Below are 25,426 nucleotides of genomic sequence, written 5' to 3'. Positions count from 1 at the left end.
GTTAGGGGAGCCGCGCCTGCTTCATCTGGCGGGAGGCGTAGACGTTGCCGATGACGGTGCCGTCGAGCCACTGCGTCAGGCGGGCGGCCTCCCGCTCCAGCGCCGCCTCGCCCTCGGACCCCACGTCCTCGAGGAGCGAGAGGCGTACGACGCCCTCGTCGTCCTGCACCCAGCAGCCCACGACCCGGCCGTCCCACCACGCCGTCGTGCCGGCGTTGCCGTTGCTGTCGACGAGGAACGGGACGTGGGCGGGGTCGAGGTAGAAGCCGCGTGACTTCCACCCCATCACCGTCGGGTCGAGGGTCGGCAGCAGCGCTGCCCACGGCTCGACCGGACCCACGTCGTCGGTGTCGAGCGGGTGCAGCCAGCCCGTGGAGCCGTCGTCGAGGGTGACCTCGACCGCGCCGACGTCGGCCAGGGCGCGGGTGACCGCGGTCTTGGTGGACCCGAGCCACCACTGGACGTCGGCGGCGGTGCCCGGCCCGAAGGTGTGCAGCCACGACCCCACCAGCGCGGCGTAGCCCTCGGCCTCGCCGAGCGGCGCGGGGACCTCGCCGAGCCAGTCCTCGGCGGTCGTCCAGGTCGGTTTGTTCAACCTCCAGTGCCCGGCGTTGCGCCCGCGCAGCGCCCGGCCCTCGAGGCCGAGGGTGGTGAGCACCCACGGAGCGACGGGGACCGGTCGGTCCCACGTCTTGTCGGTGTCGCCGCCGATGGTGCCGGCGAGCTCCGGGAGCTCGGCCCGCAGCTGGGCCGTGGAGGCGGGCGCGACCGCGAGCCGGGCGAGGGTCGCCTCGTGGGCGGCGTCGAGCCACGCCGCCCCGTCGGGGGCGATCCCGGCGCCGGCGATCGCCTTGGCGATCCGCTTGCGCTCGGCGGTGGCGACCCGGGCCGAGGCGCTGCCCCAGGCGGCCGGGAGCAGGTCACGCGGGAAGACGAACAGGGTGCGCCGCATCGCGAGCTGCTTGACCACCTCGCGGGTGTCGTAGAGCGCCGCGTCGACGTCCTCGGGCGCCACGCCCTCGGCGCGTGCCGCGATCGCGAGGTGGACGGTGGCCGCCTCGGTGGCGTGGAGGACGGTCATCGCCCGGGTGACGGCAGTGACGTCGCTCGCGCGGTGGGCCGGCGCCAGCCGGTGGCGTACGGCGATCCGGCTGCGCCGCTCGGCGTCGGTGACGTGCCGCAGTGCCATCGTCGGGTCAGTCGCGGTGGGACTTGCCCGGGAGGTCGAGCATCCGCTGGAGCGCGACCAGCGCCTCGGCCTCGGTGTCCGGGTCGACGGTGACCTGGTTGACGACCGTGCCGGCGACGAGGCTCTCCAGTGCCCACACGAGGTGGGGCAGGTCGATGCGGTTCATCGTCGAGCAGTAGCAGACGTTGCGGTCGAGGAAGACGATCGACTTGTCGGGGTGGGCGTCGGCGAGGCGCTTGACCAGGTTGAGCTCCGTGCCGATCGCCCAGACGCTGCCGGGCTCGGCGGCCTCGATCGTCTTGATGATGAACTCGGTGGAGCCGACCAGGTCCGCCTTGAGCACCACCTCGTGCTTGCACTCGGGGTGGACGAGGACGTTGATGCCGGGGTGCTGGGCCCGCAGCTCGTCGACGACGTCCTCGGAGAAGCGCCCGTGGACCGAGCAGTGGCCCTTCCAGAGGATCATCCGGGCGCGGCGCAGCTCGTCGGCGGTGAGCCCGCCACCCGGCTGCAGCGGGTCCCAGACGACGCACTCGTCGAGGCCGATGCCCATCTCGAGGACCGCGGTGTTGCGGCCGAGGTGCTGGTCGGGGAGGAACAGCACCTTCGCGCCGCCGGCGGCGTCGGCCTTCTGCGCGAAGGCCCACTCCAGGGCCACCTCGGCGTTCGACGACGTGCAGACCACGCCGCCGTTGCGCCCGCAGAACGCCTTGATGTCGGCGCTGGAGTTCATGTAGGTCACCGGGACGACGCTGTCCTGCACGCCGGCGTCGGCGAGCGCGTCCCAGGCGTCCTCGACCTGGCGCAGCCGGGCCATGTCGGCCATCGAGCAGCCGGCCGCGAGGTCGGGCAGCACGACCTGCTGGGCCGGCGAGGTGAGGATGTCGGCCGACTCGGCCATGAAGTGCACGCCGCAGAAGACGATGAACTCCGCGTCGGGGCGGGCCGCGGCGTCCCGGGCGAGCTTGAAGGAGTCGCCCGTGACGTCGGCGAACTGGATGACCTCGTCGCGCTGGTAGTGGTGGCCGAGCACGAACACCCGCTCGCCGAGTGCCTCCTTGGCCGCGCGGGCGCGGGCGACCAGGTCGGGGTCGGACGCCGCGGGCAGGTCGCCGGGGCACTCCACGCCGCGCTCGGCGTCGAGGTCACGGCCCTTGCCGAGGGGGAGGAGCGGCAGGTCGACGAGGCTCATTCGGGGCCCCCGCGGCGTTGTCCGGGGGAGCGCAGCGGAGGAGAAGAACGCCGTGGGGTGACTCTCATGCGCTCATCCTAGGGAGGGTCGCCGACAGCCTCGCACCAGTGGGAGGGTGGCGCGCATGAGACGAGGCGACGTGCTCGCGCTGGTGCAGGCCGGCGGCCAGGGGTCCCGCATGGACGTCCTCACCCGCGAGCGGGCGAAGCCGGCGCTGCCCTACGGCGGCGTGCACCGGCTGATCGACTTCGCCCTGTCCGGGCTGCTGCACGCCGACCTCGCGGACGTCTGGGTGTCGCTGGAGTACCAGGTCACCTCGATCGACGAGTACCTCGCGGGCGGCCGGCCGTGGAGCCTGGACCGCAACCGCGGCGGCTTCCGCCGGATGGTCCCGCAGACCGGGACCGGCCCCGCGACCGAGAGCGGCTTCGCGCACGGCAACGGCGACCTGCTGCTGCGGATGTCGGCCGACATCGACACGTTCGGGGCCCGCACGCTCGTGGTCTGCTCGGCCGACCACGTCTTCAACGCCGACCTCGCGCCCGTCGTCGAGGAGCACGTCGCCGCGGGGCGCACGGCGACCGTGCTGACCAGCGAGGTCACCAAGTCGGACGCCTCCGACAACGTGGTGGTCCTCGCGCGCCGCGACGGCACCGTCACGGGTGTCGAGCACAAGCCGTCGCGGGCGTCCTCGGGGACGGTGGCGACCGAGATCTTCGTCTACGACACCGAGGCGCTGCTGGCGGCGCTCCACGAGCTGCGTGCCGAGCTGTCCGGCGACCCCGACCTCGCGGAGGGTGACAGCGGGATCGGCGACTTCGGCGAGCGGCTGCTGCCGCGGCTGGTCGAGGGCGGCGGGGTCGTGGCGGTCCCGCTCGAGGGCTACTGGCGCGACGTCGGCCAGCCCGGCCTCTACCTGCAGTCGCACCGCGACCTGCTCGCCGGCCGCGTCGACGTGTTCGACCACCCCTCGCGCCCGGTCGTGTCCCACTGGCCGGACCGACCGGCCGCACGGGTCCGCGGCACCGGCTCGTGCCACGACTCGCTGCTCTCCCCGGGCGCGGACGTGTCCGGCCTCGTGGTCGGCAGCGTGCTGGGGCCGGGAGTGGTCGTGGAGAAGGGCGCCGAGGTGCACGACAGCGTGCTGATGGAGGACTGCGTCGTCCGGGCGGGCTCGGTCGTGCGGACCGCGGTGCTCGACGAGCGCTGCGAGGTCGGTCCGCGGGTCCGGGTCGGTGCCGAGCCGACCGCCCGCCTGGCCCGCGACGAGGACCTGGTGCTCGCCGGGCGCGACTGCCGGATCGGCGGCGACGTGGCGGGCGGAGCCCGGCTCGAGCCGGGGTCGTTCCTCTAGCCAGGCCGGCCGGGGCTAGAGGAAGGTGCTGTGCGGGATGTAGGGCGCCGGCGGCTTGAGGTGGCGCGTGGCGAGGAAGTTGCGGGTGTGGATCCCGAGCCGTGCGGCGGTCGCGACGTCCAGCGCCCACTGGTTGGCCGAGGTCACGCGCGGGATCTCGACCGGGGTCGCGGGGTCGGAGGCGGCCAGCGACTCCCAGAGCAGCTCGCGCGCCGCCTTCCGGCTGTCGGCGGCGAGGCACTGCACGCCTCCCGACCGCGAGACGTAGGCGTACCCCTGGCCGGTCGAGTGGTCCATCACGATCAGCCGGAACTGCTCGGCGAGGAGCGCGTGGTCGGCGCCGTGGGCAGCCCCACGCGTACGCCGGTCGAGGCTGTCGCAGAGCTCGCGGTCGGCGGCCGTGCCCTCCCGCACGTGTGGCACGACGGGCAGCACCTGGCGCGACACCGGTCCCCACAGGACCATCTGCGGGTGCAGGTCGAAACCGGCCTTGCGGTAGCGGTGGAGCGCGCCCTGGTCCTGGCTCGCGACGAACATGCCGCGCAGGCAGCCGGCTCCGTAGCGGGTCGCCGCCTCGAGGAGCAGCGTCCCGAGCCCGCGACCCTGCGCCTCGGGCGCGACGGCGAAGGAGCACAGGATCCACATCAGCTCACGCCGCAGGGACGTGGCCAGGCCGACGACGACGCCGTCCTCCTCGGCCACCCAGCAGCCGCCGGGGTCCGTGGCGAGCTTGTGGCGCGACTTGGCCAGCCAGTCGGTGCGGCCGGCCTCGGACCGGGGCTCCGGGTCGGGCCACGACCGCTGGAAGGTGGCGCGGTCGACCTCGAAGTAGGCGGCGCGGGTGATGGACTCGCAGGCCGGGAGGTCGTCGACCTGCATCGGCCGGACTAGCAGGGTCACGAGACGTGCGCGGCGAAGCGGGCGAGCAGGTCGTCCCAGTGGGTGTACTTCTCGCGCAGCGCCTCGGTCTCGGCGGTCCAGCCGCTGTGCACCAGCCGCACGAGCGTGCTGCCCTCGCCGGTGTCGCTGAAGCGCACGTCGAGGACGGTCGCCTCCTCCTCGGGGTGGCCGAGCCAGAACTCCTGCGCGTACTCGCCGATCGGGTCCCACTTCATCACCCGGCCCCAGACGTACTCCTCGTCGCCGTGCACCATCGCGACGGGCCCGTTGGGGTCGATCGAGATGCCGGTGAACGTCGCGGAGTCGGGGGTCAGCAGCGGGTCCCACCACTCGCCCATCTGGGCGGTGAAGCCGACGAACGCCGCCCGCGGGCTCCCCGGGACGACGACCTCGGCCACGACGGGATCAGTGCTCATGCGCCCAGCATGCCCGACGGGTCCACTGCAAGGATGCAGCCATGCGCGTGCTGATCGCTCCCGACAAGTTCGCCGGCACCCTCACCGCGGTGGAGGCGGCCGAGGCCATCGCTGACGGCTGGCGCAGGCAGGCGCCCGACGACGACCTCGACCTCGCGCCGATGGCCGACGGCGGCCCCGGCTTCGTCGACGTGCTGCACGCCGCCCGCGGCGGCGAGCTCTCGGCCGTCACGGTCTCCGGACCGCACGGCTCGCCGGTCCCGGCCGTCGTGCTCCGCGTCGGGACCACGGCCTACGTCGAGTGCGCGCAGGCGGCGGGCCTGCACCTCGCCGACGGCGACCCCGAGGCCGCGACCAGCCGGGGCGTCGGCGAGCTCGTGCTCGCCGCGGTCGAGGGCGGGGCGACGACGGTCGTCGTCGGACTGGGCGGCTCGGGGACGACCGACGGCGGGGCAGGCGTGCTGGCGGCGCTGGGGGCGGAGGCCGACGCCGACCTGTCGTCCGGACCGGCGGGGCTGGCCGGTGTCACGCGGGTCGACCTCGGGCCGGCCCGGGACGGGCTCGCCGGGGTCACCCTGGTCGTGGCCAGCGACGTGGACAACCCGCTGACCGGTCTCTTCGGCGCTGCCAAGACCTTCGGACCCCAGAAGGGCATCGTCGAGGAGCGGATCGCCGTCGTCGACGGCTGGCTCGAGGCGTTCGCGGCCGCCACGGACCGGCGTACATCGCTCGAGAAGGGCGCCGGTGCCGCCGGCGGGATCGGCTACGCCCTGCTCGCCCTCGGCGCGACCCGCGAGCCCGGCATCGAGCTGGTCGCCGAGGCGGTGGACCTGGCCGCCCGCGCGCGGGCCGCGGACCTCGTCCTGACCGGCGAGGGTGCCTTCGACTTCTCCAGCCGAGCCGGCAAGGTGCCCTACGGCGTCGCGAGCGTGGCGGCCGAGGCGCTGCGCCCGTGCGTCGCCCTGGCCGGGCAGGTGCTCGTGGGCTCGCGGGAGATGCGTGCGCTCGGCATCGAGTCGGCGTACTCGCTGGTCGAGCTGGTGGGGGAGGAGCGCGCCCTCGGGGCCCCCGCGGACGCGCTGGCCGAGCTGGCCGAGCGGGTGGCCCGCACGTGGTCGCGGTGACGGCCGGGAATAACCTCGGGTGTGCGACCATTGGGACGAGCAAGACCCCGAGACTTGGAGTGATGAGATGACCGAGCAGGTCGAGACCACTGAGCGCCGCACCGACCAGATCAACCTCTCCGCTGTCGCCGCGGGCAAGGTGAAGAGCCTCCTCGAGCAGGAGGGCCGTGACGACCTGGCCCTGCGCATCTCCGTGCAGCCGGGTGGCTGCTCGGGCCTGCGCTACCAGCTGTTCTTCGACGAGCGCACCCTCGACGGCGACGTCACCACCGACTTCGACGGCGTGACCGTCGTCGTCGACCGGATGAGCGTCCCCTACCTCAACGGTGCCGAGATCGACTTCGTCGACACCATCGAGAAGCAGGGCTTCACCATCGACAACCCCAACGCCACCGGCTCGTGCGCCTGCGGCGACAGCTTCCACTGAGCTGACCACGACGAAGGGCCCCAGCCGCACGGCTGGGGCCCTTCGTCGTCCGCGGGTCAGTCCAGGTGCAGGTGGAGCGCGGCGGCGAGGCGCGCGGCGGCGTCCGACACGCGGATCTCGCGCTTGCCGACCTCGGCCGGGTAGTCCTCGAACCGGATGCTCGGGGGTGCCGACACCGCGGCTCGCGCCGCCCGCTCCAGCCGGGCCTCGAGACCGAGGTTGCGACCCGCGGCGCGGCAGTCGGCCGCCATCTCCTGCGGGGTCGCCAGCTCGTCGTGGACGAGGTGCGAGGGGCGCTGCGGACGCGGCGTCGAGGTCGTCATGGGGACGACGCTATTGGCTACTGATTGGTATCCGGAGACGTACCGAAAGGTAGTGTTCCGCGGCGTGTCCCTCCTCGTAGCCGGATCCATCGCGACCGACCACCTGATGTCCTTCCCGGGAAGGTTCTCCGACAGCCTGGTCGTCGACCAGCTCGACAAGCTGTCGGTGTCCTTCCTCGTCGAGGACCTCGAGGTCCGACGCGGCGGCTGCGCGGCCAACATCTGCTTCGGCCTGGGCAACCTCGGCCTCCGTCCGGTCCTCGTCGGCGCCGTCGGCGAGGACTTCGCCGAGTACCGCGCGTGGCTCGAGCGCCACAACGTCGACTGCGACTCGGTCCACGTCTCGCAGACGCGGCACACGGCGCGCTTCGTGTGCACCAACGACACCGCGCACGCGCAGATCGCGAGCTTCTACGCCGGTGCGATGAGCGAGTCGCGCGAGATCGAGCTCAAGCCGATCGTCGACCGGGTCGGCGAGCCGGACTACGTGATCATCGGCCCCGACGACCCGCAGGGGATGCTGCGCCACACCGAGGAGTGCCGCCAGCGCGGCTACCGCTTCCTGGCCGACCCGTCCCAGCAGCTCGCCTTCGGCGACGGCGACCTGATCCGCCCGCTCATCGACGGCGCGGAGATCCTGTTCTCCAACGAGTACGAGGCCAGCCTGATCACCCAGAAGACCGGCTGGAGCGCCGAGGAGGTGCTCTCGCGGGTCGGGACGTGGGTGGTGACCCTCGGCCCCGCCGGCGTCCGGATCGACCGCGCCGGCGAGGAGTCGGTCGTGGTGCCGGCCGTGCCCGAGATCGAGAAGGTCGAGCCGACCGGCGTGGGCGACGCGTTCCGCGCCGGTTTCATGGCCGCGCTCAGCTGGGGCCTCGGTCACGAGCGTGCCGCCCAGCTCGGATGCCTGCTCGCCGTCTACGTCGTCGAGCAGGTCGGCACCCAGGAGTACGAGATCTCCCGCGAGGCCTTCCTCGCCCGCTGCGCGGCCACCTACGGCGACGACGCCGTCGCGGACTTCGCGCCGCACCTGCAGACGATCCGGCCCTGACCCGGCCCTGACCCGGCCCTGACCCGGCCCTGACCCGGGCGCCGTGGCAGCGTCCGCGGCGGGTGTCGAGCGGACCAATGGCCGCTCGACGCCCGGCATGGCGTGCGTCTAGCGACCACGGCGTGCGTCTAGCGACCACGGCGTGCGTCAGGCGGCCATGGGTCCGCTCGAGTGCAGCCGTGGACGCTCAGGTGACCCGGCGGACGACGTAGCGCGGGCGCCCGTCGTCGGTGACGTCTGCGCCGACGTAGTCCTGCCCCTTCATCCGGCACCAGGCCGGGACGTCGACCGCAGCGGCGGCGTCCATCGCCACCACGGCGATGAGGTCCCCCACCTCGACGTCGGCGAGGTGCCGGGCGAGCTCGATGATGGGCATCGGGCAGGGGAGGGCGGTGCAGTCCAGCTCCAGGGCGACGGCGTGCGCGTCGTGCGGGGCGCTCACAGCCCCACCCTGGCCCGGATCCCGGCGACGACCTCGGGCAGGGCGTCGCACAGCGCGTCGACGTCGGCGCGGGTCGCGTCGCGCTGCAGCGAGAGCCGCACGTTGCCGTGGGTGAGCACGCCCATCGCCTCCAGCACGGCACTCGGGGTCAGCGTCGACGCCGTGCAGGCCGAGCCGCTCGCGACCCCGAAGCCGCGGCGGTCGAGCTCGGTGACCAGCGCCTCGCCGTCGACGTAGAGGCAGGAGAACGTCACGAGGTGGGGGAGCCGCCGCACCGGGTCGCCCAAGACCTCGACGTCGGGCACCTCCGCGGCCACCCGGCGGCGTACGACGTCGACGAGCCCGTGCTGGCGCGCGCCCACCTCGTCGCGCTCGGCCACCACCGCCTGCAGCGCGGCCGCCGCGGCGAGGACGGCGGGGACGTTCTCGAAGCCGGTCGAGCGCTCGTCGACGCGGTCGTCGTCGGGGAACGGGTTGCGCCAGCGGGCGCGCTTGCGCACCAGCAGCACGCCGACGCCCGCCGGACCGCCCCACTTGTGCGCCGAGCCGGCCGCCGCCGTCCAGCCGGCGGGCAGGGGCAGTCGCCCCATCGAGGCGCAGGCGTCGGTGAAGAGCGGTACGTCGTCGGGCAGGTCGAGGCCGTCGAGGTCCTGGAGCGTGCCCACCTCGTGGTTCGCCGTCTGCAGGGCCGCCACGCCGGTCCCGGGTGCGGTCGCGCCGCGGACGAGGTCGTCGGCGCGGACCCGGCCGTCCCGCTCCACGCCGACCTCGACGGTCCGGCCGCCCCACGCGACGGCGTGGCGCACGGCGGAGTGCTCGACGGCGGCGTGGACGACCCCGTCGCCGCGCCGCGAGCCCCTCAGCAGCCCCAGCAGCCCCAGGTGCACCGCGTGGGTGCCGCTCGGCGTGAACGTGACCTCGTCCGGCCGCACGCCGAGGGCGTCGGCGGTCGCTTCGCGGGCGTTGTCGAGCAGCAGGCGGGCGTCGCGCCCGGCCCGGTGCAGCCGCCGGGGGTCGGCCCAGCCCCGCTCCAGCGCGGCGAGGAGCACCTCGCGGGCCGCCGGGTGCAGCGGCGTCGACGACGCGCTGTCGAGGTCGGCGGGCCCGGTCACGCACCGAACTCTGCCACGGGGCGCCCGTCGGTCGCGGGGGCGCCGGTCGAGGTGGCCGCGGATCGGACGACACCCGACCCTGCCCGGCACGACCCTCCCCGTTGGGGATACTCTTTTCCTCGTCGAGAAGGACCGAGAGAGAGGCTCGTCAGTGGGTCTGCAAGTCCCCAACCTCACAGCCGTGCCCCGCCGCGTGCTGAGGGTCGCGCTGCTGGGCGTGACGATGCTGGTGCTGGCCGGTTGTTCCGAGGCCGACCAGCACCAGATCCGCAACCTCGCGATGCCCGACCGCGCGAGCGCCCAGGGTCCCTACACCTACGAGCTCTGGAAGTGGGCGTGGGTGGCCGCGATGGTCACCGGCGTCATCGTCTGGGGCCTCATCTTCTACGCCGTGGTGCGCTTCCGCCGTCGCAGCGACGACGAGGTGCCGCGCCAGACCCGCTACAACCTGCCCCTCGAGGTCTTCTACACGATCGCCCCGGTCCTCATGTGCGTGGTGTTCTTCTTCCACACCGTGCGCGTCCAGGACGAGGTCATCAAGATCGTCCCCGACCCCGACATGACCGTCGAGGTCACGGGCCAGCAGTGGTCCTGGACCTTCAACTACGGCGTCGGCGACCAGGACACCTCCGCGACCGGTGAGCCGGCCGCCAACGGCGAGGAGGGCGACTTCGCCTACGACGAGTACGTCTACACCTCGGGCACCGGCCGGGACATCCCGACGCTGGTCCTGCCGGTCGACCAGACCATCCAGTTCAACCTGCACTCGCCCGACGTGATCCACGACTTCGGCGTCCCGGCCTTCCTCGTGAAGATGGACGTCATCCCCGGTCGCGTCAACAAGCTCCAGGTCACCCCGACCGTCGAGGGCACCTACAAGGGCAAGTGCTACGAGCTCTGCGGCGTCTCGCACTCGCGGATGCTCTTCAACGTCGAGGTCGTCAGCCAGGAGGAGTACGACTCCTACCTGAGCGACCTGGCCGAGGCCGGCAACACCGCCGCCTCGCCCGTCCTCGGCGGCACCTACGTCAACGACCAGGTCGGTCTCGAGACCGCATCGGAAGGAGCCCAGGAGTGAGCGCCGCCACCGCAGCCACCCACCAGGGCACGGTCAAGGAGAAGACCCTCGGCCAGCAGGTGGTCCGCCTGCTCACGACGACGGACCACAAGCTCATCGGCAAGATGTACCTGGTCACCTCGTTCGCCTGGTTCCTCGCCGCCGGCCTGATGGCGATGCTGATCCGCGCCGAGCTGGCCTACCCCGGCATGCAGGTCGTCAACGACCAGCTCTACAACCAGCTGTTCACGATGCACGGCACGATCATGCTGCTGCTGTTCGCGACGCCGCTGTTCTTCGGCTTCGCCAACGTGATCATGCCGCTGCAGATCGGTGCGCCGGACGTCGCGTTCCCGCGCCTCAACATGTTCAGCTACTGGCTGTTCCTGTTCGGCGGCCTGATCGCCGGGTCCGGCTTCCTCACGCCGCAGGGCGCCGCCGACTTCGGCTGGTTCGCCTACACGCCGCTGTCGGACGCCGTCCGCAGCCCCGGCGTCGGCGGTGACCTCTGGATCATGGGCCTGTGGATGGCCGGTCTGGGCTCGATCCTCGGTGGCGTCAACTTCATCACCACCATCATCTGCATGCGTGCCCCCGGCATGACGCTGTTCCGGATGCCGATCTTCGTGTGGAACACGCTGATCACCAGCATGCTCGTGATCATGGTGTTCCCGATCCTCGCGGGCGCCCTGCTCTCGCTGGAGGCCGACCGGATCCTCGGGGCCCACGTCTTCGACCCGTCGCACGGCGGTCCGATCCTGTGGCAGCACCTGTTCTGGTTCTTCGGCCACCCCGAGGTCTACATCATCGCGCTGCCGTTCTTCGGCATCATCTCCGAGATCCTGCCGGTGTTCAGCCGCAAGCCGATCTTCGGCTACGTCGGCCTGGTCGCCGCGACCCTCGGCATCGCGATGCTGTCTGTCGCCGTGTGGGCCCACCACATGTACGTCACCGGTGCGGTCGACCTGCCGTTCTTCTCCGGCATGACGTTCCTGATCGCGGTGCCCACCGGCGTGAAGTTCTTCAACTGGATCGGCACGATGTGGGGCGGCTCGCTGTCGTTCGACACCCCGATGCTGTGGTCGGTCGGCTTCCTGACGACGTTCCTCTTCGGTGGCCTGACCGGTGTCATCCTGGCCAGCCCGCCGCTGGACTTCCACGTGTCGGACTCCTACTTCGTGGTCGCGCACTTCCACTACGTCGTCTTCGGCACCGTGGTGTTCGCGATGTTCGCCGGCTTCTACTTCTGGTGGCCGAAGATGACCGGCAAGATGCTCGACGAGCGTCTCGGCAAGGTGCACTTCTGGGTGCTGTTCATCGGCTTCCACGCCACGTTCCTCGTGCAGCACTGGCTGGGCGTCGAGGGCATGCCGCGCCGCTACGCCGACTACCTGCCGGGCGACGGGTTCACCACGCTCAACCAGATCTCCACGGTCGGGTCGTTCCTGCTCGGTGCCTCGATGCTGCCGTTCCTCTACAACGTCTACGTGTCCGCCAAGGGCCCGAAGGTCGAGGTGGACGACCCGTGGGGCTGGGGCCGCTCCCTGGAGTGGGCGACCAGCTCGCCCCCGCCGCGCCACAACTTCCACACGCTGCCGCGCATCCGCTCGGAGTCGCCGGCGTTCGACCTGCACCACCCCGAGGTCGCGCTGCGCGAGCTCGAGGAGCACGACGCGGAGCGCAACGGCGGCATCGCCGACGCCCCCGACGTGGACGGTCGTGAGGAGATGCTGCGCGAGCGCGCCGAGCGCGCCGACAACGAGGGAGACGAGCGATGAAGGCGGAAGCCTGGATCTTCGGGATCACCACGGTCTTCGTGGCCGTGGTCGCCCCGGTCTACTGGATGCTGGCCGAGGACCCCACGGGCACCTCCGCGCTGGTGATGACCGCGCTCCTGACGGCCATGATCACCCTCTACCTCGGCTTCCACGCCTCGCGGATGGACCCCCGTCCCGAGGACCGCAAGGAGGGCGAGATCGCCGACGGAGCCGGCGAGCTGGGCTTCTTCCCGCCCTACTCCTGGTGGCCGCTGTGGTGCGCGCTCGCGCTGACCGTGGTCGTCTACGGCACCGCGCTCGCCGCCTGGTGGCTGGTGATCATCGGCTTCGTGGTCGGGGCGATCGTGCTCTGCGGCTTCGTCTTCGAGTACTACCGCGGGGAGCACGCGCACTGAGCCACGCGCCTCCTCGACTTCGGCAGAGCCCGTCCAGCACGTACGCTGGACGGGTTCTTCCGTTTCACCTGTCTGCCTGTGCTGTCCTGGGGGGTCCTGTCGCATGCGTCCTGCTGCGTCCTCGTCCGCGTCACCGTCGCCGCTGCGTCGCCGTACGGCCGCCGTCGCCGCGACCCTGTGCCTGGTCGCGCTGGCCGGGTGCGACGACCGCACGGCCGGCGGGGCGGGCGACCCGCAGGGCGAGAGCCCCGGGGCCGTGGCGGAGACGACGAAGGCCGAGCCGGTCCGGATCACCACCAGCTTCACCGACGCCGCGTCCGTCCCGATCGACGCGCCCGTCACCGTCACCGCGAGCGGAGGCACCCTGGAGGGCGTCGAGGTCACCTCGGCCGAGGGCCGCCTCGCCGGCGACGTCGCCGACGGCACCTGGACCTCGTCGGCCGCGCTCGAGCCCGGCACCGACTACACGATCGCCGCGCGGGCCGCGCGTGCCGACGGCACCACCGTCGAGCGTTCGCGCACCTTCCACACCGTCGACCTCACCCTCGACCAGCAGACGTACCCGTCGATCGCGCCGCTGCAGGGCGAGACGGTGGGGGTGGGGATGCCGGTCGTCGTCACCTTCGACCTCCCCGTCACCGACCACGCGCTGTTCGAGAAGCACATGTCGGTCACCAGCACGCCCGCCCAGCAGGGGTCGTGGTACTGGCTGAACGACAAGGAGGTCCACTGGCGCCCGCACACCTACTGGAAGGCCGGGACGGACGTCACGGTCGACGTCGACGTCAACAGCCTGCCGGCGGGCAACGGCATCTACGGCCAGGAGGACCGCGAGGTCAGCTTCGAGGTGGGTGACGCCCACGTCTACAAGGTCGACGCGCAGACCCACCAGATGCAGGTCTTCAACAACGGCACGCTCCTGCGCACGCTCCCGATCACCACGGGCAAGCCCGGGTTCACCACCCGCTCCGGCACCAAGGTGATCATGGAGAAGTTCGCGGAGAGGCGGATGAACTCCGAGACCGTCGGCATCAACCGCGACAGCCCCGAGGCCTACGACATCGACGACGTGCAGTGGGCCATGCGCGTGACCTACTCCGGCGAGTTCATCCACGCGGCGCCGTGGTCGGTCGGCTCCCAGGGCCACGCCAACGTCTCGCACGGCTGCACCGGCCTGTCGACCGCCGACGCCGGCTGGCTCTACGCCATGAGCCGCCGCGGCGACGTGGTCGAGTACACCGGCACCGACCGTCAGATGACCCTCGAGAACGGCTACGGCGACTGGAATCTCTCCCGCGCCGACTGGAAGGCCGGCTCCGCGCTCTCCTGAGTCGGCGCACCCTGCCTTGCGCCGCCCGAGGGTGGCGGCACACGACATCCGCGCCCCCAAGGTGGCGGCACACGACACCGATCTGCGCGTCAGGTGTGTCGTCTGCCGCCACGATGGCGTGCAACGTGTCGTGTGCCGCCACGGTCAGGCGCCGCCGCAGGATGTCCGGATTCCGTCCACAGGTGAGGCCCGCGGACGGTCGTCCACAGGTCGTACGGGCGGCGGTCGCGCCACCGGCGCGTCGGGACCACCCTCGTCGCATGTCACGACGTCAGCCCGGCGAGCTCCCGACCGACCCAGCGCTGCGCGGGCACCCGCGCCTGAGGTCGTACGTCCGGGAGTCCTTCGCCGTGCACCGACGCCAGGACCTCGGCACGGACCTGGCCGCACAGCTGTGGGCCTGGCAGCTGCTGATGACGGACGCGGGCTGCTTCACCGCCCTCACCAGCGCCCAGGTGCGGGGGTGGTGGATGCCGCCGCTGCCCGGCGCCACGCCCGTCTTCATGGCCATGGAGATCGACGACCCGCGCCCGATGCGAGCCGGCGTCCGCACCAGCCGTCACACGCGGGCGGTCGGTCGCGAGGAGATCGCAGGTCTGAGGTGCGCGACTGCTGCGGAGACGCTGCTGGCGTGTGCTCGGTGGTTGTGCGTGGTCGACCTGGTGATCCTCATCGACTGCGCCCTCCATCGAGGCGACTGCGACGCCGACAGGATCCGCGAGGTGATCACTCCCCGTCGTCCGGGCGGTCGCGCGCTGGCTCGGGGCCTCGCCCTCGCGGACGGACGGTCGGAGTCTGCGTACGAGACGCTCCTGCGCCTGCTCCACGTGGTGTGCGGGATAGAGGTGGAACCGCAGTACGTCATCCTCGGACCGCACGGCAACGAGATCGCGCGGTCGGACCTCCGGATCGTCGGAACCACAGGGCTGCCGGAGTACGACGGGGACGACCACGAGAAGGGCCCCAGGCGGGTGAAGGACCGGAGGCGGGACCGCGCGCTGGAGAAGGCCGGTTACGTCCGCCGCGGCTACACGGCCGGGGACGTGCTGCACCGCGGGGTGACGATCCTCGAGGACGCGGACCGGTCGTTGGGGAGGCCGCACGACCTGAGCCGGATCCGGCCCTGGCACGAGCACCTGCGCCGCTCGCTGTTCACGCCTTCCGGGTCCGCTGACTTCCTCGCGCGAGCCGTCCCCAAGCTGCCGGTGCGAGATCGCCTGGCCAGCGCTGACGGTGACGACGCCGCCTGAACAGGTCGACGCCCCGACGTCGCTCGACCGGATGCCTGACCTCGTCGTCCCCGAAGGTGGCGGCAGATGACACGTCCGCAGTGAAGGTGGCGGCAGATGACATCTGATCCGTGTGGATGATTGTCGTGTGCCGCCACCGTGGGGCGATGACTGTCGTGTGCCGCCACTGTGGGGCGATGACTGTCGTGTGCCGCCACTGTGGGGCGATGACTGTCGTGTGCCGCCACCTTCGGGCGGGGGAGGGCGGCAGGTTGTGCCGACTCGGGACGCGAAAGGGCCCGCCGGACGGATCCGGCGGGCCCTTCGGTGTCTGCTACGACGCAGCGATCAGTGGTCGCCGCCGCGGAGCGGGACGTCCCCGGTGTCGCGCAGACGGTGGTCGTCGAACTGGTGACCGTCGACCGGGTGGTCGAGCCCGGCCTGCAGCTCCGCCTCGTGCGCGGCGTGGTGGTGCGCCTCCTCGAGCTCGGCGGCCGTGGGCTTCTGCACGTTGTGGACGTACATCCACCGCGACAGGCGGGCCCGCAGGCGCTCCGAGCGGGAGTTGGGTGCGGCCACGCCGGCCGCGTCGGTGTCGCCGTCGACGGTGAAGACCTCGTCACGATCACGCGCGGTGAGCGTGTAGGCGGCCGTCTCGCTGATCGGCAGGTGACGCTCGGAGTACTGGCCCTCGGGGGAGCGGGTGATGATGCCCGTCTCGTAGCCGTGGAGCAGCTTCTCGTTGTCGTGGCGCTGCAGGGAGATGCACCAGCGTCGCGTGATCCAGAACGCCAGGAGCGGGCCGAGGAAGATGGCCACGCGCATGAAGTAGGTGATCTGGTTGATGCTGGCGTGCAGCTTGATCGCGATGATGTCGTTGCCGCCGGCCGCCCAGGCGAGACCGTAGAAGGTCATCAGGGCGACGAGGACCGCGGTGCGCGTCGGCGCGTTGCGCGGGCGCTGCAACAGGTGGTGGTCGCGCTTGTCACCGGTGATCCAGCCCTCGAGGAAGGGCAGGAGCATCAGGACCACGAGCATGAGCGGCGGCACGATGAGGATCGGCAGCATCACGTTCCACGAGATGGTGTAGCCGAAGAGCACCGTCTCCCACCCGGTCGGGATGATGCGGAGCAGGCCGTCGGGCCAGCCCATGTACCAGTCGGGCTGCGAGCCCGCGGTCACCTTGGTCGGGTCGTACGGTCCGAACTTCCAGACCGGGTTGATCGACATCAGGCCGCCCATCAGGGCGATGACGCCGAAGACCATGAAGAAGAACCCGCCGGCCTTGGCGGCGTAGACCGGCAGCATCGGGTAGCCGACGACGTTCTGCTCGGTGCGGCCGGGGCCGGGCCACTGCGTGTGCTTGTGGTAGACGAGCAGCAGCATGTGGGCGGCGATCAGCGCGAGCAGGATGCCGGGGATCAGCAGCACGTGGATGATGTAGAGCCGCGGGATGATCGACTCGCCCGGGAACTCGCCACCGAAGAGCAGGAACGACATGTACGTCCCGACGACCGGGGTGGCCTTCAGGAAGCCGTCCGCGGCGCGGACGCCCGTGCCGGAGAGCAGGTCGTCGGGCAGCGAGTAGCCGGTGAAGCCCTCGAGCGTGCCCAGGAGCAGCAGCACGCAGCCGATGACCCAGTTGAGCTCACGGGGCTTGCGGTACGCGCCGGTGAAGGCGACGCGCAGCAGGTGCACCATCATCGAGGCGATGAAGATGGCCGCAGCCCAGTGGTGCATCTGGCGCATCAGCAGGCCGCCGCGCACGTCGAAGGAGATGTGCAGGGTCGAGGCCATCGACTCCGACATCCCGACGCCGCGCAGCTGGTCGTAGGAGCCCTCGTAGGTGATGTGTCCCATCGAGGGGTTGAACCACAGGGTGAGGAACACGCCCGTGAGGAGCAGGACCACGAAGCTCCACAGGGCGATCTCGCCCAGCATGAAGGACCAGTGGTCGGGGAAGACCTTGCGCAGGTTCTTCTTCATCGCCGAAGCCAGGCCGAGGCGGTCGTCGGCCCACGTGGCCAACGATCCCGCCTTGCCGGGCTTGGACGTGGTCGCGGCGTCGGTGCGGTTGCTCGTCGCGACCTTGCTGGTGTCCAGCCTCGCGTCGGTGCTCACTGCTTCTCACGCTCCCAGTAGCTGGCCCCGATGGGCTCGGTGAAGTCGCTCTGTGCGACCAGGTAGCCCTCGTCGTCGACTGCCAGGGGCAGCTGCGGAAGGGGGCGGGCAGCCGGACCGAAGACGACCTTGGCGGAGTCCGCGAGGTCGAAGGTCGACTGATGGCACGGGCACAGCACGTGGTGCGTGGTGCGCTCGTAGAGGGAGATCGGGCACCCGACGTGGGTGCAGATCTTGGAGTAGCAGATGATCCCGTCGACGGTCCACTTCTCGCGGCCCTTCGCAGGGATGATCTCGTCGGGGTTCATCCGGACGATGATGATCGCGCCCTTGGCCTTCTCGGACTGCTCCTCGGCACCTTCGAGCTCGGGGTAGCCGTTCTCCTCGGTCGGGAACATCGCCTCGGGGGCCGCGTTGACCAGGTCACCCATCTCGACCTCGCTGGCCAGGATCGGGGTGCCGACGACGTCGCGCACCAGGCGCATGCCCGGCTCCCAGATGGTGTGGGCGAGCTTGTCGATGTCGAGGGTGTCACCGGGCGCGAGGTCGCGCAGCAGGACGACGGCGGGGAGGCCGAGCACGCCGACGGCGCCGATCATGGTGTTGCGGACCAGCGGGCGCCGCCCGATGCCGGCCTCGTCGAGGCCCGCGTTGAGCGCCTCGATGGTGGCGTCGCGGTCCTCCTGCGGGGAGGCGGCCGGGTGGCGCATCTCCACCATCTCGACGTCGGCCATCAGCTTGCGCGCGAGGTGGATGATGCCGGTGCCGATGAGCAGCAGCGAGACGCCCAGCGTGACGCCGAGCGCCATGGTCGAGGCGCCCATGCCGAGGAAGGTGTCCCAGTTGTCGCCGACCTCGAGGGAGAAGTAGGCGACGACGAACAGCACGGCGCTGACCATCGCCAGGATGAACATCGCGGCGATCTGGCGCTCGGCGCGCTTCTCGGCCTTGGGGTCGACGTCGGTCGGGCGCCAGGTGTGCTCCGGCAGGCCGGGGTCCGCGATCGGCTCGGCCTCGCGGTGGGCCGGCACGTGCGAGTCGTACGGCTCGGGGGTGTGGTCGTTGCTCACGCGTTCACCTTGCTCTTCTTGCTGCGCGTCGTGTGCGAGGCGATCCAGACGGCGGCGCCGACGAGGCCGCCGATGCCGACGAGCCACGCGAACAGCCCCTCCGACACGGGGCCGAGGCCGCCGAGCGTGAAGCCGGCGTACTCCGGGGTGTCCTGGATGCTGTCGAGGTAGGCGATCACGTCGCGCTTCTCCTCGGGGGACAGGTTGCCGTTGCTGAAGTTCGGCATGTTCTGCGGACCGGTCAGCAGCGCCTCGTAGATGTACTTGCCCTCGACCCCGTGGAGGGTGGGGGCGTAGCCGCCGCGCGGCATCGCGCCGCCGGCGCCGTTGAAGTTGTGGCACGCGGTGCAGTTGGTGAGGAAGATCTGGCCACCACGGGTGATGGCCTCCTCGCGCTCCTCCTCGGAGAGGCCCTCGATCGAGTAGTCGGACTCGTCCGGGATGTCCGGGCCGGGGCCGAGAGACGCGACGAAGGCCGCGAGCGCCGCGACCTCCTCGTCGTTGAAGGCGACCGGCTTGCGCGGCGCCTGCGCGCCGGGGCTGGCCATCGGCATGCGGCCGGTGCCGACCTGGAAGTCGACCGCGGCGGCGCCGACGCCGACCAGCGACGGGCCGAGCTGGTAGCCCTCACGCACCGTGGGGACGCCCTCGCCGTTCTTGCCGTGGCAGAACGCGCAGCTGGTGAGGAACAGCTCCTTGCCCTGGGCGAGCTGCTCGGTCTCGCTGGCCTGGTCCTGCGCCTGCGCCGGAGCAAGAGCGGTGTAGAGGGAGCCGCTGATCACGAGGCCCAGCAGCAGCACGACGAGTCCCGCGAGAGGTCCCCGACGGTGCCGGGACAGGCGACCTGCGGTTCGGTTCAGCAAACGCACTTTTGAGTCCTTGCCGGTTGCGACGGTGTTGACTGTCGGGGGTGCTTACTTGATGACGTAGATCGTGAAGAACAGGCCGATCCAGACCACGTCGACGAAGTGCCAGTAGTAGGACACGACGATCGCGGTCACGGCCTGTTCGTGGGTGAAGCGCCGGGCGAGGTAGGTGCGACCCAGCACGAACAGGAAGGCGATCAGTCCACCGGTCACGTGCAGGCCGTGGAAGCCGGTGGTGAGGTAGAACATCGAGCCGTAGGCCGAGCTCGGGATGGTGACGCCCTCGTGGATCAGCTCGGCGTACTCCAGCGCCTGGCCGCCGATGAAGATCGCGCCCATGACGTAGGTGAGGATGAACCACTCGCGCAGGCCCCACTTGGTGAAGTTGAGCAGCCCGCCCGTGCGCCCGACCTGACCGCGCTCGGCCGCGAAGACGCCCCACTGGCACGCGAACGACGAGGCGACGAGGATCGCGGTGTTCGCCGTGGAGAACGGCACGTTGAGCTTCTCGGTCTCCTGCGCCCACAGCTCGGGGCTGACCGCGCGGATGGTGAAGTAGGCCGCGAACAGCGCGGCGAAGAACATCAGCTCGCTCGAGAGCCAGATGATGGTTCCCACGCTGACCATGCTCGGTCGGTCGTGGTGCCCGTGCAGACGGGAGGCCGGAATCGTCGCAGTTGCTGTCGCCACGTAGACATTATGGCCGCTGGGGGAAGCCGAGGGCACCCCGACCCCCTGTGTATGTCCGTCATAAAGTTCACAGCGTGCTGCTCCCCCTCTCCGCCGACCCCGAGGTCCTCCCCAGATTCACCCTCGGGAGCGTCCTCACCGACTGGGGGATCGACCCGATCCCGTTCATCGTCGTGGTCTGGGGGACGGGTCTGTACGCCCTCGGCGTGGCCGTGCTGCACCGCCGCGGCGACCGCTGGCCGGTCGGTCGCACGCTCGCCTTCGTGGGCCTCGGCATGGGGTCGTTCGCCCTCGCCACGCTCTCGGGCCTCGGTCGCTACGACAGCACCCTGCTGAGCGTCCACATGGTCCAGCACATGATCTTGTCGATGGTCGTGCCGCTGGCGCTCGCGCTCGGCGCCCCGATCACCCTCGCGCTGCGCACCCTGCCCGCCACCCCGCGCCGGTGGTTGCTGGCGGTGCTGCACTCGCGCCTGGCGAAGGTGCTGGCGTTCCCGCCGCTGGCGTTCGTGCTCTACGTCGTCTCGCCGTGGGCGCTCTACTTCAGCCCGTGGTACGACGCGAGCCTGGCCTCGTCGTTCGTCCACCAGGTGATGCACGTGCACCTCGTCCTGGTCGGGACGTTGTTCTTCTGGCCGCTGATGGGCATCGACCCGCTGCCCGGTCGGGTCGGCTACCCGTTCCGGGTGCTGCTGACGATCATGACGCTGCCGTTCCACGCGTTCCTGGGCGTCACGATCATGGGCCAGACGACGCTGATCGGCGCGGAGCACTACCTCGCGCTGCGCGAGGGGCCGATGGCGTCGTGGCTGCCGCCCGCGCTGGAGGACCAGCACCTCGCCGGCGGCATCCTGTGGGCGAGCGGTGACCTGGTCGGCGTGCTGTTCTTCGCGGTGCTGTTCACCCAGTGGGTGCGGTCGTCGATGAAGGAGGCGTCACGCGAGGACCGTCGCCTCGACCTCGCCGAGCGTCGCGGGGTCGGGACGCCCGGAGGCGGGGGATCGCGGCCAGCAGGGTGAGCGACCCGTTCCAGATGAACGGCGTGGCCACCACTATCGCCACCGGCAGCACCCACACCCGGTCGGTGCGCGCGGCCCAGACGACGAGCAGCAGCGCCAGCGGCACCCGGTAGAGAGGGCCGGGGATGAACGCCCAGCCCGCCGCGCCGTCGGAGAGCCGGGCCTGGTCGACGAGGAACCCGAGCCACTCGGCCCAGAGGCCGGGCGCGAGGAGCGCGGACACCGCGACCACCGCCGCGGTGGCGCCGAGGGCGCGCGCGAGGGCACCCCACTCGCCGCGCACGGCGAACCAGACCGGGCCCAGGCAGGGGGTGATCTTGGTGAGCGCGACGAACGCCCAGAGCTGGGGGAGCCGCATGCCGAGCACCGCGACGATCGCCATCGGCACGAACACGTTGCCGGAGAGCACCTCCTGCGAGCCGGCCACCCACAGCGGCACCGCGAGCACCAGCGGCAGCGGGCGCAGCAGCCACGCCAGCCCGACCGCGTTGACCACCACGAAGAAGCCGACGAACAGCGGCCAGGTCGTGTGGGCGAGCGGCCAGACGGCCTGGGCGAAGGCGGGGCTGTAGAGGTAGTGGCCCGGGTCGCCGACGGACCCGTCGTACATCTCCCCGCGCCAGGCGCCCCAGTACGCGGCGGCGTCCCAGCCCGGACCGGTGAGGTGCAGGTGGGCCGTCGTCTCGAACACCCCGACCACCGCCAGGAGGGTGCACAGGGCGACGAGCGACAGTCGCCTGAGCAGCGTGATCTCCACCGTCAGGAGCCTAGGCGACCACGGCGGCGGCGGCGGTGGATACGATGCATCCCGTGAGCGACTCCACGAAGACGTTGAAGGTCCTGGTCTACAGCGACGACGTCAACACCCGGCAGCAGGTGATCCTCGCGCTGGGGCGTCGTCCCCACCCCGACCTGCCCGAGGTCGAGTACGTGGAGGTCGCCACCGAGCCCGTGGTCCTGCAGAACATGGACCGCGGCGACATCGCGCTGGCCATCCTCGACGGCGAGGCCGTGCCCGCCGGCGGCATGGGCATCGCCAAGCAGCTCAAGGACGAGATCTACCAGTGCCCGCCCGTCGTGGTGCTCACCGGTCGTCCGCAGGACGCGTGGCTCGCCACCTGGTCGCGCGCCGAGGCGGCCGTCCCGCACCCGATCGACCCGATCCAGCTCGCCGAGCAGGTCGTCGGCCTGCTGCGCTCGTCGGTCCCGGCCACCACCTGAGCCGCTCGTCGAGGACGCGCCGACGGCCACTAGCCTGAGCGCATGTCCCACACCTGGCCCGACGTCCTCTCCACGCTGGTCGCCGGGAGCGACCTGACGCAGGAGCAGGCGCGCTGGGCCTCGGACGAGGTGTTCGCCGGCGCGGCGACCCCCGTCCAGGTCACAGCCTTCGTCGTGGCGCTGCGTGCCAAGGGGGAGACGGTCGACGAGGTGTCCGGCTTCGCGTCCGCGATGCTCGCGGCCGCCAACCCGATCTCGGTGCCCGGTCGGCTGCTCGACGTCGTCGGCACCGGCGGGGACCGGTCGATGTCGGTCAACATCTCCACCATGGCCGCGATCGTCGCCGCCGGCGCCGGGGCGCGGGTGGTCAAGCACGGCAACCGCTCCGCGTCGTCGAAGTCCGGCTCCGCCGACGTGCTCGAGGCGCTCGGCATCCGGCTCGACCTGCCGCCCGCGCGGGTCGCGCAGGTGGCCGAGGAGGCGGGCATCACGTTCTGCTTCTCCGCCGCCTTCCACCCGGCCATGCGGCACGCCGCCGTGCCGCGCCGCGAGCTCGGCATCGCCACGACGTTCAACATCCTCGGCCCGCTCACCAACCCGGCCCGGCCGCAGGCGCAGGCGATCGGCTGCGCCGACGCCCGGATGGCTCCGGTGATGGCCGGGGTGCTGGCCGAGCGCGGCGTCGACGCCTGGGTGTTCCGCGGTGACGACGGGCTCGACGAGCTGACCACCACCACGACGTCGACGGTCTGGCAGGTCCGTGGCGGCGACGTCGTCCAGACGTCGGTCGACCCGGCGGACCTCGGGATCGCCCGGTCGACCACCGAGGACCTCCGTGGCGGCGACGCGGCCCACAACGCCGACGTGGTCCGCCGGGTCCTCGACGGGGAGACCGGGCCGGTGCGCGACGCCGTGCTGCTCAACGCGGGAGCGGCGCTCGCCGTGCACGGCGACCCGGGCGCGGAGGTCGCCGTGTCGCTGCCGGAGGGCATCCGGCGCGCGGCCGGGTCGATCGACTCGGGTGCGGCCCGGGACGCGCTCGAGCGCTGGGTGGCGGCCAGCTCCACCGACCCCGCCTGAGCGGCACCGACCCCGACGGTCAGCTGCCGGCCGGCGGCGTCAGCAGGACGTAGTCGTCGTCGCCCTCGACCTCGGTCCACCCCAGCTGGTGCACGAGCGCGTAGCCCAGCGGGGAGTCCGGGTCGACGAAGGCGTAGTCGGCGTCGAGGTCGGCGACCGAGGTGTCCCACTCGGGGTCCAGCTTGGCGATCCGGAGGTTCCGCTCGAGCTCGTCCTCGGTGAACATGTCGACGTAGCCGTGCATCACGAGCTGCACCTGCGGATGGCGCGACATCGTGTAGTGCCCGAGCTCCCAGTCGTTGAGGACCGTGGTGCCCGTCGGCATCGCGTCGAGCCGGTCGTCCACCCACGCGGCGACCACGGGCTCGTCGTCGCGCTCGGCCGCGACCAGCGCCATCACCGCGCTGCCCAGCACTGCGGTCGCCGCGACGAGCGCGACCTCGCGCCGGCCGGGCCGCCCGACCGGGGGCACGAGGTGCTGGAGGGCGGCGGCGAGGAGGGGGGCGAGCATCACCGCGGCGACGATGGTGGTGCGCAGCGTGTAGACCCCCCAGGCCATCGCCAGGCCCAGCAGCATCAGGGTGGGCCAGTCCATGGCGCCGCCGCGCAGGCGTACGACGAGGACGACCACGATCATCAGCCCGAGGATCAGGCCGTTGGGGCTGGTGAGGTCGGGCGGGTCCCACTCGGTCAGCGCGCCGTTGCGTGAGCTCACGCCGGTGATCGAGTCGACGACGTGCAGCCCGATCGGCGTGGCGACCGTGACGAGGGTGGACAGCACGGGGACGGCGGCCAGTCGCAGGAGGACCCCGCGGCCGTGCTGGCGGGTGAGGGCCATGCCCACCACCGTGGCGACGCCGATGGTGATGCCGACGATCCACATCCCGTGGATCGGCACCCACACCCAGGTCAGGGCCACGAGCCACCACCGCGGCCGGGCGTCGCGGGCGGTCTCGAGCCAGGCGCCCATGACGACGGCGATCAGGACGTAGCTCACCACCTGCGGACGCGCCGAGAAGCCCGGCGCCGCCGCGCCGACGGCCAGCGCGACGGCCAGCACGGTGGGCAGGGGAGAGGCGTGGCGGCGGCAGACGAGGTAGAGCACGACCGGGACGAGCAGGATGACGGTGCCGGTCAGCCACATCACGCCGCCGATGCCGAGCCGGTCGTCGAACCAGGCCATCGCGACCTGGGAGGCCCACTGGGTGGGGTACCACGTCGCGCTGTCGTAGACGCCGAGGTGGCCCGGGTGCGACAGCGACCAGCCGTCGAGGAACTCCTGGCCGAGCCGCAGGTGCAGCCAGGCGTCGGCGCCGACGGCCGGCACCTCCTGCAGGTTGACCAGCACCGCGAGGATCGCGGCGAGCCCCACCAGCGGCGCGACGCGCCGCACGACGAAGGTGATCACTGGGTGACGTCCAGGACCCAGGACTCGCCCTCGCGCCGGAAGCCGAGGCGGTCGTAGTACGCGCCGACCATCGCCGGCGGCGTGACCACCCGGCGCACGCCCCGGTCGGCGAGCAGGCCGCTGCGGCGCCACACGAACTCGCCGGGGGAGAAGTCGCGGTAGCGCGGCGTCACGTAGTCGAGGAGCACGTGCGCCGTGTCGCCCTCCTCGCACAGCAGCACCACGCCGACGGTCTCGTCGCCCTTCTGGACGAGGAACGCGTCGTGCGCCTCGGCGGGGTCGTGGACGAAGTCCGGGTTGAAGCGCAGGATGTCCTCGCCGTGGACCCGCAGCACGTGCCGGAGGTACTCGTCGGCCGGGCCGACCTCGAGCACCTCGAACGCCGTCTCGTCGTGGCGGTCGCGCAGCATCCCGACGATGAACCACAGGTTGATGGCGACCAGCACCACGTTCATCGCGACCATCGGCCACACCGCGAGCAGGGCGTTGAAGACGATGAGGATCACGCACGCGACCGCGTTGAGCACCCGCAGCCGCAGGACGCTCGCCTGCAGCAGGGAGTAGACCAGCAGGACACTCCCGCCCCAGCCGAGGAGGTCGAGCCAGTGGTCAGCGAGCCAGGTCACGGCGGG

26 protein-coding genes are annotated in these 25,426 nt (G+C 71.6%); 12 read left to right on the top strand and 14 right to left on the bottom strand.

Going from position 1 to position 25,426, the window contains the following annotated elements:
* Nucleotide 1: 1 nt before the first annotated feature.
* Together LN652_RS05380 and nadA are read right to left on the bottom strand one after the other, a co-directional pair.
* Complete coding sequence (locus LN652_RS05380) at nt 2–1,189, bottom strand: winged helix DNA-binding domain-containing protein (RefSeq protein ID WP_230443658.1); 1,188 nt, start codon at nt 1,187–1,189, stop codon at nt 2–4.
* Between the two features lie 7 nt (nt 1,190–1,196).
* On the bottom strand, nt 1,197–2,381 hold the full coding sequence (gene nadA, locus LN652_RS05375) for a quinolinate synthase NadA (protein ID WP_230443657.1): 1,185 nt from the start codon (nt 2,379–2,381) through the stop codon (nt 1,197–1,199).
* Nucleotides 2,382–2,505: 124 nt separating this feature from the next.
* Here nadA and LN652_RS05370 point away from each other — a divergent pair, with 124 nt between their 5' ends.
* Complete coding sequence (locus tag LN652_RS05370) at nt 2,506–3,735, top strand: glucose-1-phosphate adenylyltransferase family protein (protein ID WP_230443656.1); 1,230 nt, start codon at nt 2,506–2,508, stop codon at nt 3,733–3,735.
* 15 nt (nt 3,736–3,750) lie between these two features.
* Here the strand turns inward: LN652_RS05370 and LN652_RS05365 are convergent, their stop codons facing one another.
* Both LN652_RS05365 and LN652_RS05360 read right to left on the bottom strand, forming a co-directional pair.
* The gene (locus LN652_RS05365) at nt 3,751–4,614 is read right to left on the bottom strand and encodes a GNAT family N-acetyltransferase (protein ID WP_230443655.1); all 864 of its coding nucleotides are present in this window, start codon (nt 4,612–4,614) and stop codon (nt 3,751–3,753) included.
* Between the two features lie 17 nt (nt 4,615–4,631).
* Nucleotides 4,632–5,051: an SRPBCC domain-containing protein gene (locus tag LN652_RS05360; protein WP_230443654.1), complete on the bottom strand. Its 420-nt coding sequence runs from the start codon at nt 5,049–5,051 to the stop codon at nt 4,632–4,634.
* Between the two features lie 41 nt (nt 5,052–5,092).
* Between LN652_RS05360 and LN652_RS05355 the strand changes: the two genes are divergently transcribed.
* A complete protein-coding gene (locus LN652_RS05355; RefSeq protein ID WP_230443653.1) occupies nt 5,093–6,175 on the top strand; it encodes a glycerate kinase family protein in 1,083 nt (360 codons plus the stop codon).
* A gap of 67 nt (nt 6,176–6,242) precedes the next feature.
* On the top strand, nt 6,243–6,602 hold the full coding sequence (gene erpA, locus LN652_RS05350) for an iron-sulfur cluster insertion protein ErpA (RefSeq protein ID WP_090971856.1): 360 nt from the start codon (nt 6,243–6,245) through the stop codon (nt 6,600–6,602).
* A gap of 56 nt (nt 6,603–6,658) precedes the next feature.
* Here erpA and LN652_RS05345 read toward each other — a convergent pair whose 3' ends face one another.
* Complete coding sequence (locus LN652_RS05345; RefSeq protein ID WP_230443652.1) at nt 6,659–6,925, bottom strand: hypothetical protein; 267 nt, start codon at nt 6,923–6,925, stop codon at nt 6,659–6,661.
* Between the two features lie 64 nt (nt 6,926–6,989).
* Here LN652_RS05345 and LN652_RS05340 point away from each other — a divergent pair, with 64 nt between their 5' ends.
* Nucleotides 6,990–7,976 carry a carbohydrate kinase family protein gene (locus LN652_RS05340; protein ID WP_230443651.1) on the top strand — a complete coding sequence of 329 codons (987 nt, stop codon included), beginning with the start codon at nt 6,990–6,992 and terminating at the stop codon, nt 7,974–7,976.
* A 187-nt stretch (nt 7,977–8,163) separates the two neighbouring features.
* Here the strand turns inward: LN652_RS05340 and LN652_RS05335 are convergent, their stop codons facing one another.
* Together LN652_RS05335 and LN652_RS05330 are read right to left on the bottom strand one after the other, a co-directional pair.
* Nucleotides 8,164–8,418, bottom strand: coding sequence for a sulfurtransferase TusA family protein (locus tag LN652_RS05335; protein ID WP_230443650.1), 255 nt, complete (start codon nt 8,416–8,418; stop codon nt 8,164–8,166).
* Nucleotides 8,415–9,530, bottom strand: a complete 1,116-nt coding sequence (locus tag LN652_RS05330; RefSeq protein WP_230443649.1) for a cysteine desulfurase family protein — start codon at nt 9,528–9,530, stop codon at nt 8,415–8,417. The genes LN652_RS05335 and LN652_RS05330 overlap by 4 nt, the downstream gene beginning before the upstream one ends.
* A gap of 181 nt (nt 9,531–9,711) precedes the next feature.
* Between LN652_RS05330 and ctaC the strand changes: the two genes are divergently transcribed.
* The 5 genes from ctaC to LN652_RS05305 all read left to right on the top strand — a co-directional run bounded on the left by ctaC (nt 9,712) and on the right by LN652_RS05305 (nt 15,340).
* Nucleotides 9,712–10,608: an aa3-type cytochrome oxidase subunit II gene (gene ctaC, locus LN652_RS05325; protein WP_230443648.1), complete on the top strand. Its 897-nt coding sequence runs from the start codon at nt 9,712–9,714 to the stop codon at nt 10,606–10,608.
* Nucleotides 10,605–12,365 carry an aa3-type cytochrome oxidase subunit I gene (gene ctaD, locus LN652_RS05320; protein WP_268932232.1) on the top strand — a complete coding sequence of 587 codons (1,761 nt, stop codon included), beginning with the start codon at nt 10,605–10,607 and terminating at the stop codon, nt 12,363–12,365. The genes ctaC and ctaD overlap by 4 nt, the downstream gene beginning before the upstream one ends.
* Nucleotides 12,362–12,760, top strand: a complete 399-nt coding sequence (locus tag LN652_RS05315; RefSeq protein ID WP_230443647.1) for a cytochrome c oxidase subunit 4 — start codon at nt 12,362–12,364, stop codon at nt 12,758–12,760. The genes ctaD and LN652_RS05315 overlap by 4 nt, the downstream gene beginning before the upstream one ends.
* Nucleotides 12,761–12,863: 103 nt before the next feature.
* Nucleotides 12,864–14,090, top strand: coding sequence for a L,D-transpeptidase (locus tag LN652_RS05310; RefSeq protein ID WP_230443646.1), 1,227 nt, complete (start codon nt 12,864–12,866; stop codon nt 14,088–14,090).
* Between the two features lie 260 nt (nt 14,091–14,350).
* A complete protein-coding gene (locus LN652_RS05305; RefSeq protein WP_230443645.1) occupies nt 14,351–15,340 on the top strand; it encodes a hypothetical protein in 990 nt (329 codons plus the stop codon).
* Between the two features lie 327 nt (nt 15,341–15,667).
* On the opposite strand, the gene qcrB is transcribed toward LN652_RS05305, so the two are convergent.
* The 4 genes from qcrB to ctaE are packed head-to-tail and all read right to left on the bottom strand — an operon-like array spanning nt 15,668 to nt 20,003.
* Nucleotides 15,668–17,440, bottom strand: a complete 1,773-nt coding sequence (gene qcrB, locus LN652_RS05300; protein WP_407941527.1) for a cytochrome bc1 complex cytochrome b subunit — start codon at nt 17,438–17,440, stop codon at nt 15,668–15,670.
* Nucleotides 17,437–18,510: a cytochrome bc1 complex Rieske iron-sulfur subunit gene (gene qcrA, locus LN652_RS05295; protein WP_230443644.1), complete on the bottom strand. Its 1,074-nt coding sequence runs from the start codon at nt 18,508–18,510 to the stop codon at nt 17,437–17,439. The genes qcrB and qcrA overlap by 4 nt, the downstream gene beginning before the upstream one ends.
* Nucleotides 18,507–19,379, bottom strand: coding sequence for a cytochrome bc1 complex diheme cytochrome c subunit (gene qcrC / locus LN652_RS05290; RefSeq protein ID WP_230443643.1), 873 nt, complete (start codon nt 19,377–19,379; stop codon nt 18,507–18,509). The genes qcrA and qcrC overlap by 4 nt, the downstream gene beginning before the upstream one ends.
* Nucleotides 19,380–19,424: 45 nt before the next feature.
* Nucleotides 19,425–20,003: an aa3-type cytochrome oxidase subunit III gene (gene ctaE / locus LN652_RS05285; protein ID WP_456238076.1), complete on the bottom strand. Its 579-nt coding sequence runs from the start codon at nt 20,001–20,003 to the stop codon at nt 19,425–19,427.
* Between the two features lie 137 nt (nt 20,004–20,140).
* Between ctaE and LN652_RS05280 the strand changes: the two genes are divergently transcribed.
* Nucleotides 20,141–21,085, top strand: a complete 945-nt coding sequence (locus LN652_RS05280) for a cytochrome c oxidase assembly protein (RefSeq protein WP_230443641.1) — start codon at nt 20,141–20,143, stop codon at nt 21,083–21,085.
* Here the strand turns inward: LN652_RS05280 and LN652_RS05275 are convergent.
* On the bottom strand, nt 20,967–21,842 hold the full coding sequence (locus LN652_RS05275; RefSeq protein ID WP_230443640.1) for a glycosyltransferase 87 family protein: 876 nt from the start codon (nt 21,840–21,842) through the stop codon (nt 20,967–20,969). The genes LN652_RS05280 and LN652_RS05275 overlap by 119 nt on opposite strands.
* A 53-nt stretch (nt 21,843–21,895) precedes the next feature.
* Here LN652_RS05275 and LN652_RS05270 point away from each other — a divergent pair, with 53 nt between their 5' ends.
* Both LN652_RS05270 and trpD read left to right on the top strand, forming a co-directional pair.
* Nucleotides 21,896–22,306, top strand: a complete 411-nt coding sequence (locus LN652_RS05270; protein ID WP_230443639.1) for an Rv3143 family two-component system response regulator — start codon at nt 21,896–21,898, stop codon at nt 22,304–22,306.
* Nucleotides 22,307–22,348: 42 nt separating this feature from the next.
* Nucleotides 22,349–23,386, top strand: a complete 1,038-nt coding sequence (gene trpD, locus LN652_RS05265) for an anthranilate phosphoribosyltransferase (RefSeq protein WP_230443638.1) — start codon at nt 22,349–22,351, stop codon at nt 23,384–23,386.
* 19 nt (nt 23,387–23,405) lie between these two features.
* Here trpD and LN652_RS05260 read toward each other — a convergent pair whose 3' ends face one another.
* Both LN652_RS05260 and LN652_RS05255 read right to left on the bottom strand, forming a co-directional pair.
* Nucleotides 23,406–24,794: a hypothetical protein gene (locus LN652_RS05260; protein WP_230443637.1), complete on the bottom strand. Its 1,389-nt coding sequence runs from the start codon at nt 24,792–24,794 to the stop codon at nt 23,406–23,408.
* A complete protein-coding gene (locus tag LN652_RS05255) occupies nt 24,791–25,420 on the bottom strand; it encodes a GNAT family N-acetyltransferase (protein ID WP_230443636.1) in 630 nt (209 codons plus the stop codon). The genes LN652_RS05260 and LN652_RS05255 overlap by 4 nt, the downstream gene beginning before the upstream one ends.
* Nucleotides 25,421–25,426: the final 6 nt, after the last annotated feature.

The sequence above is a fragment of the Nocardioides okcheonensis genome, assembly GCF_020991065.1.
GTDB lineage: Bacteria > Actinomycetota > Actinomycetes > Propionibacteriales > Nocardioidaceae > Nocardioides > Nocardioides okcheonensis.
This window is presented reverse-complemented; position numbering and strand designations above follow the sequence as displayed.

Coding starts and splice junctions, on each gene's coding strand:
- LN652_RS05380 (WP_230443658.1), bottom strand. CDS start 1,189: ATGGCACTGCGGCACGTCACCGACGCCGAGCGGCGCAGCCGGATCGCC.
- nadA (WP_230443657.1), bottom strand. CDS start 2,381: ATGAGCCTCGTCGACCTGCCGCTCCTCCCCCTCGGCAAGGGCCGTGAC.
- LN652_RS05370 (WP_230443656.1), top strand. CDS start 2,506: ATGAGACGAGGCGACGTGCTCGCGCTGGTGCAGGCCGGCGGCCAGGGG.
- LN652_RS05365 (WP_230443655.1), bottom strand. CDS start 4,614: ATGCAGGTCGACGACCTCCCGGCCTGCGAGTCCATCACCCGCGCCGCC.
- LN652_RS05360 (WP_230443654.1), bottom strand. CDS start 5,051: ATGAGCACTGATCCCGTCGTGGCCGAGGTCGTCGTCCCGGGGAGCCCG.
- LN652_RS05355 (WP_230443653.1), top strand. CDS start 5,093: ATGCGCGTGCTGATCGCTCCCGACAAGTTCGCCGGCACCCTCACCGCG.
- erpA (WP_090971856.1), top strand. CDS start 6,243: ATGACCGAGCAGGTCGAGACCACTGAGCGCCGCACCGACCAGATCAAC.
- LN652_RS05345 (WP_230443652.1), bottom strand. CDS start 6,925: ATGACGACCTCGACGCCGCGTCCGCAGCGCCCCTCGCACCTCGTCCAC.
- LN652_RS05315 (WP_230443647.1), top strand. CDS start 12,362: ATGAAGGCGGAAGCCTGGATCTTCGGGATCACCACGGTCTTCGTGGCC.
- LN652_RS05310 (WP_230443646.1), top strand. CDS start 12,864: ATGCGTCCTGCTGCGTCCTCGTCCGCGTCACCGTCGCCGCTGCGTCGC.
- LN652_RS05305 (WP_230443645.1), top strand. CDS start 14,351: ATGTCACGACGTCAGCCCGGCGAGCTCCCGACCGACCCAGCGCTGCGC.
- ctaE (WP_456238076.1), bottom strand. CDS start 20,003: ATGGTCAGCGTGGGAACCATCATCTGGCTCTCGAGCGAGCTGATGTTC.
- trpD (WP_230443638.1), top strand. CDS start 22,349: ATGTCCCACACCTGGCCCGACGTCCTCTCCACGCTGGTCGCCGGGAGC.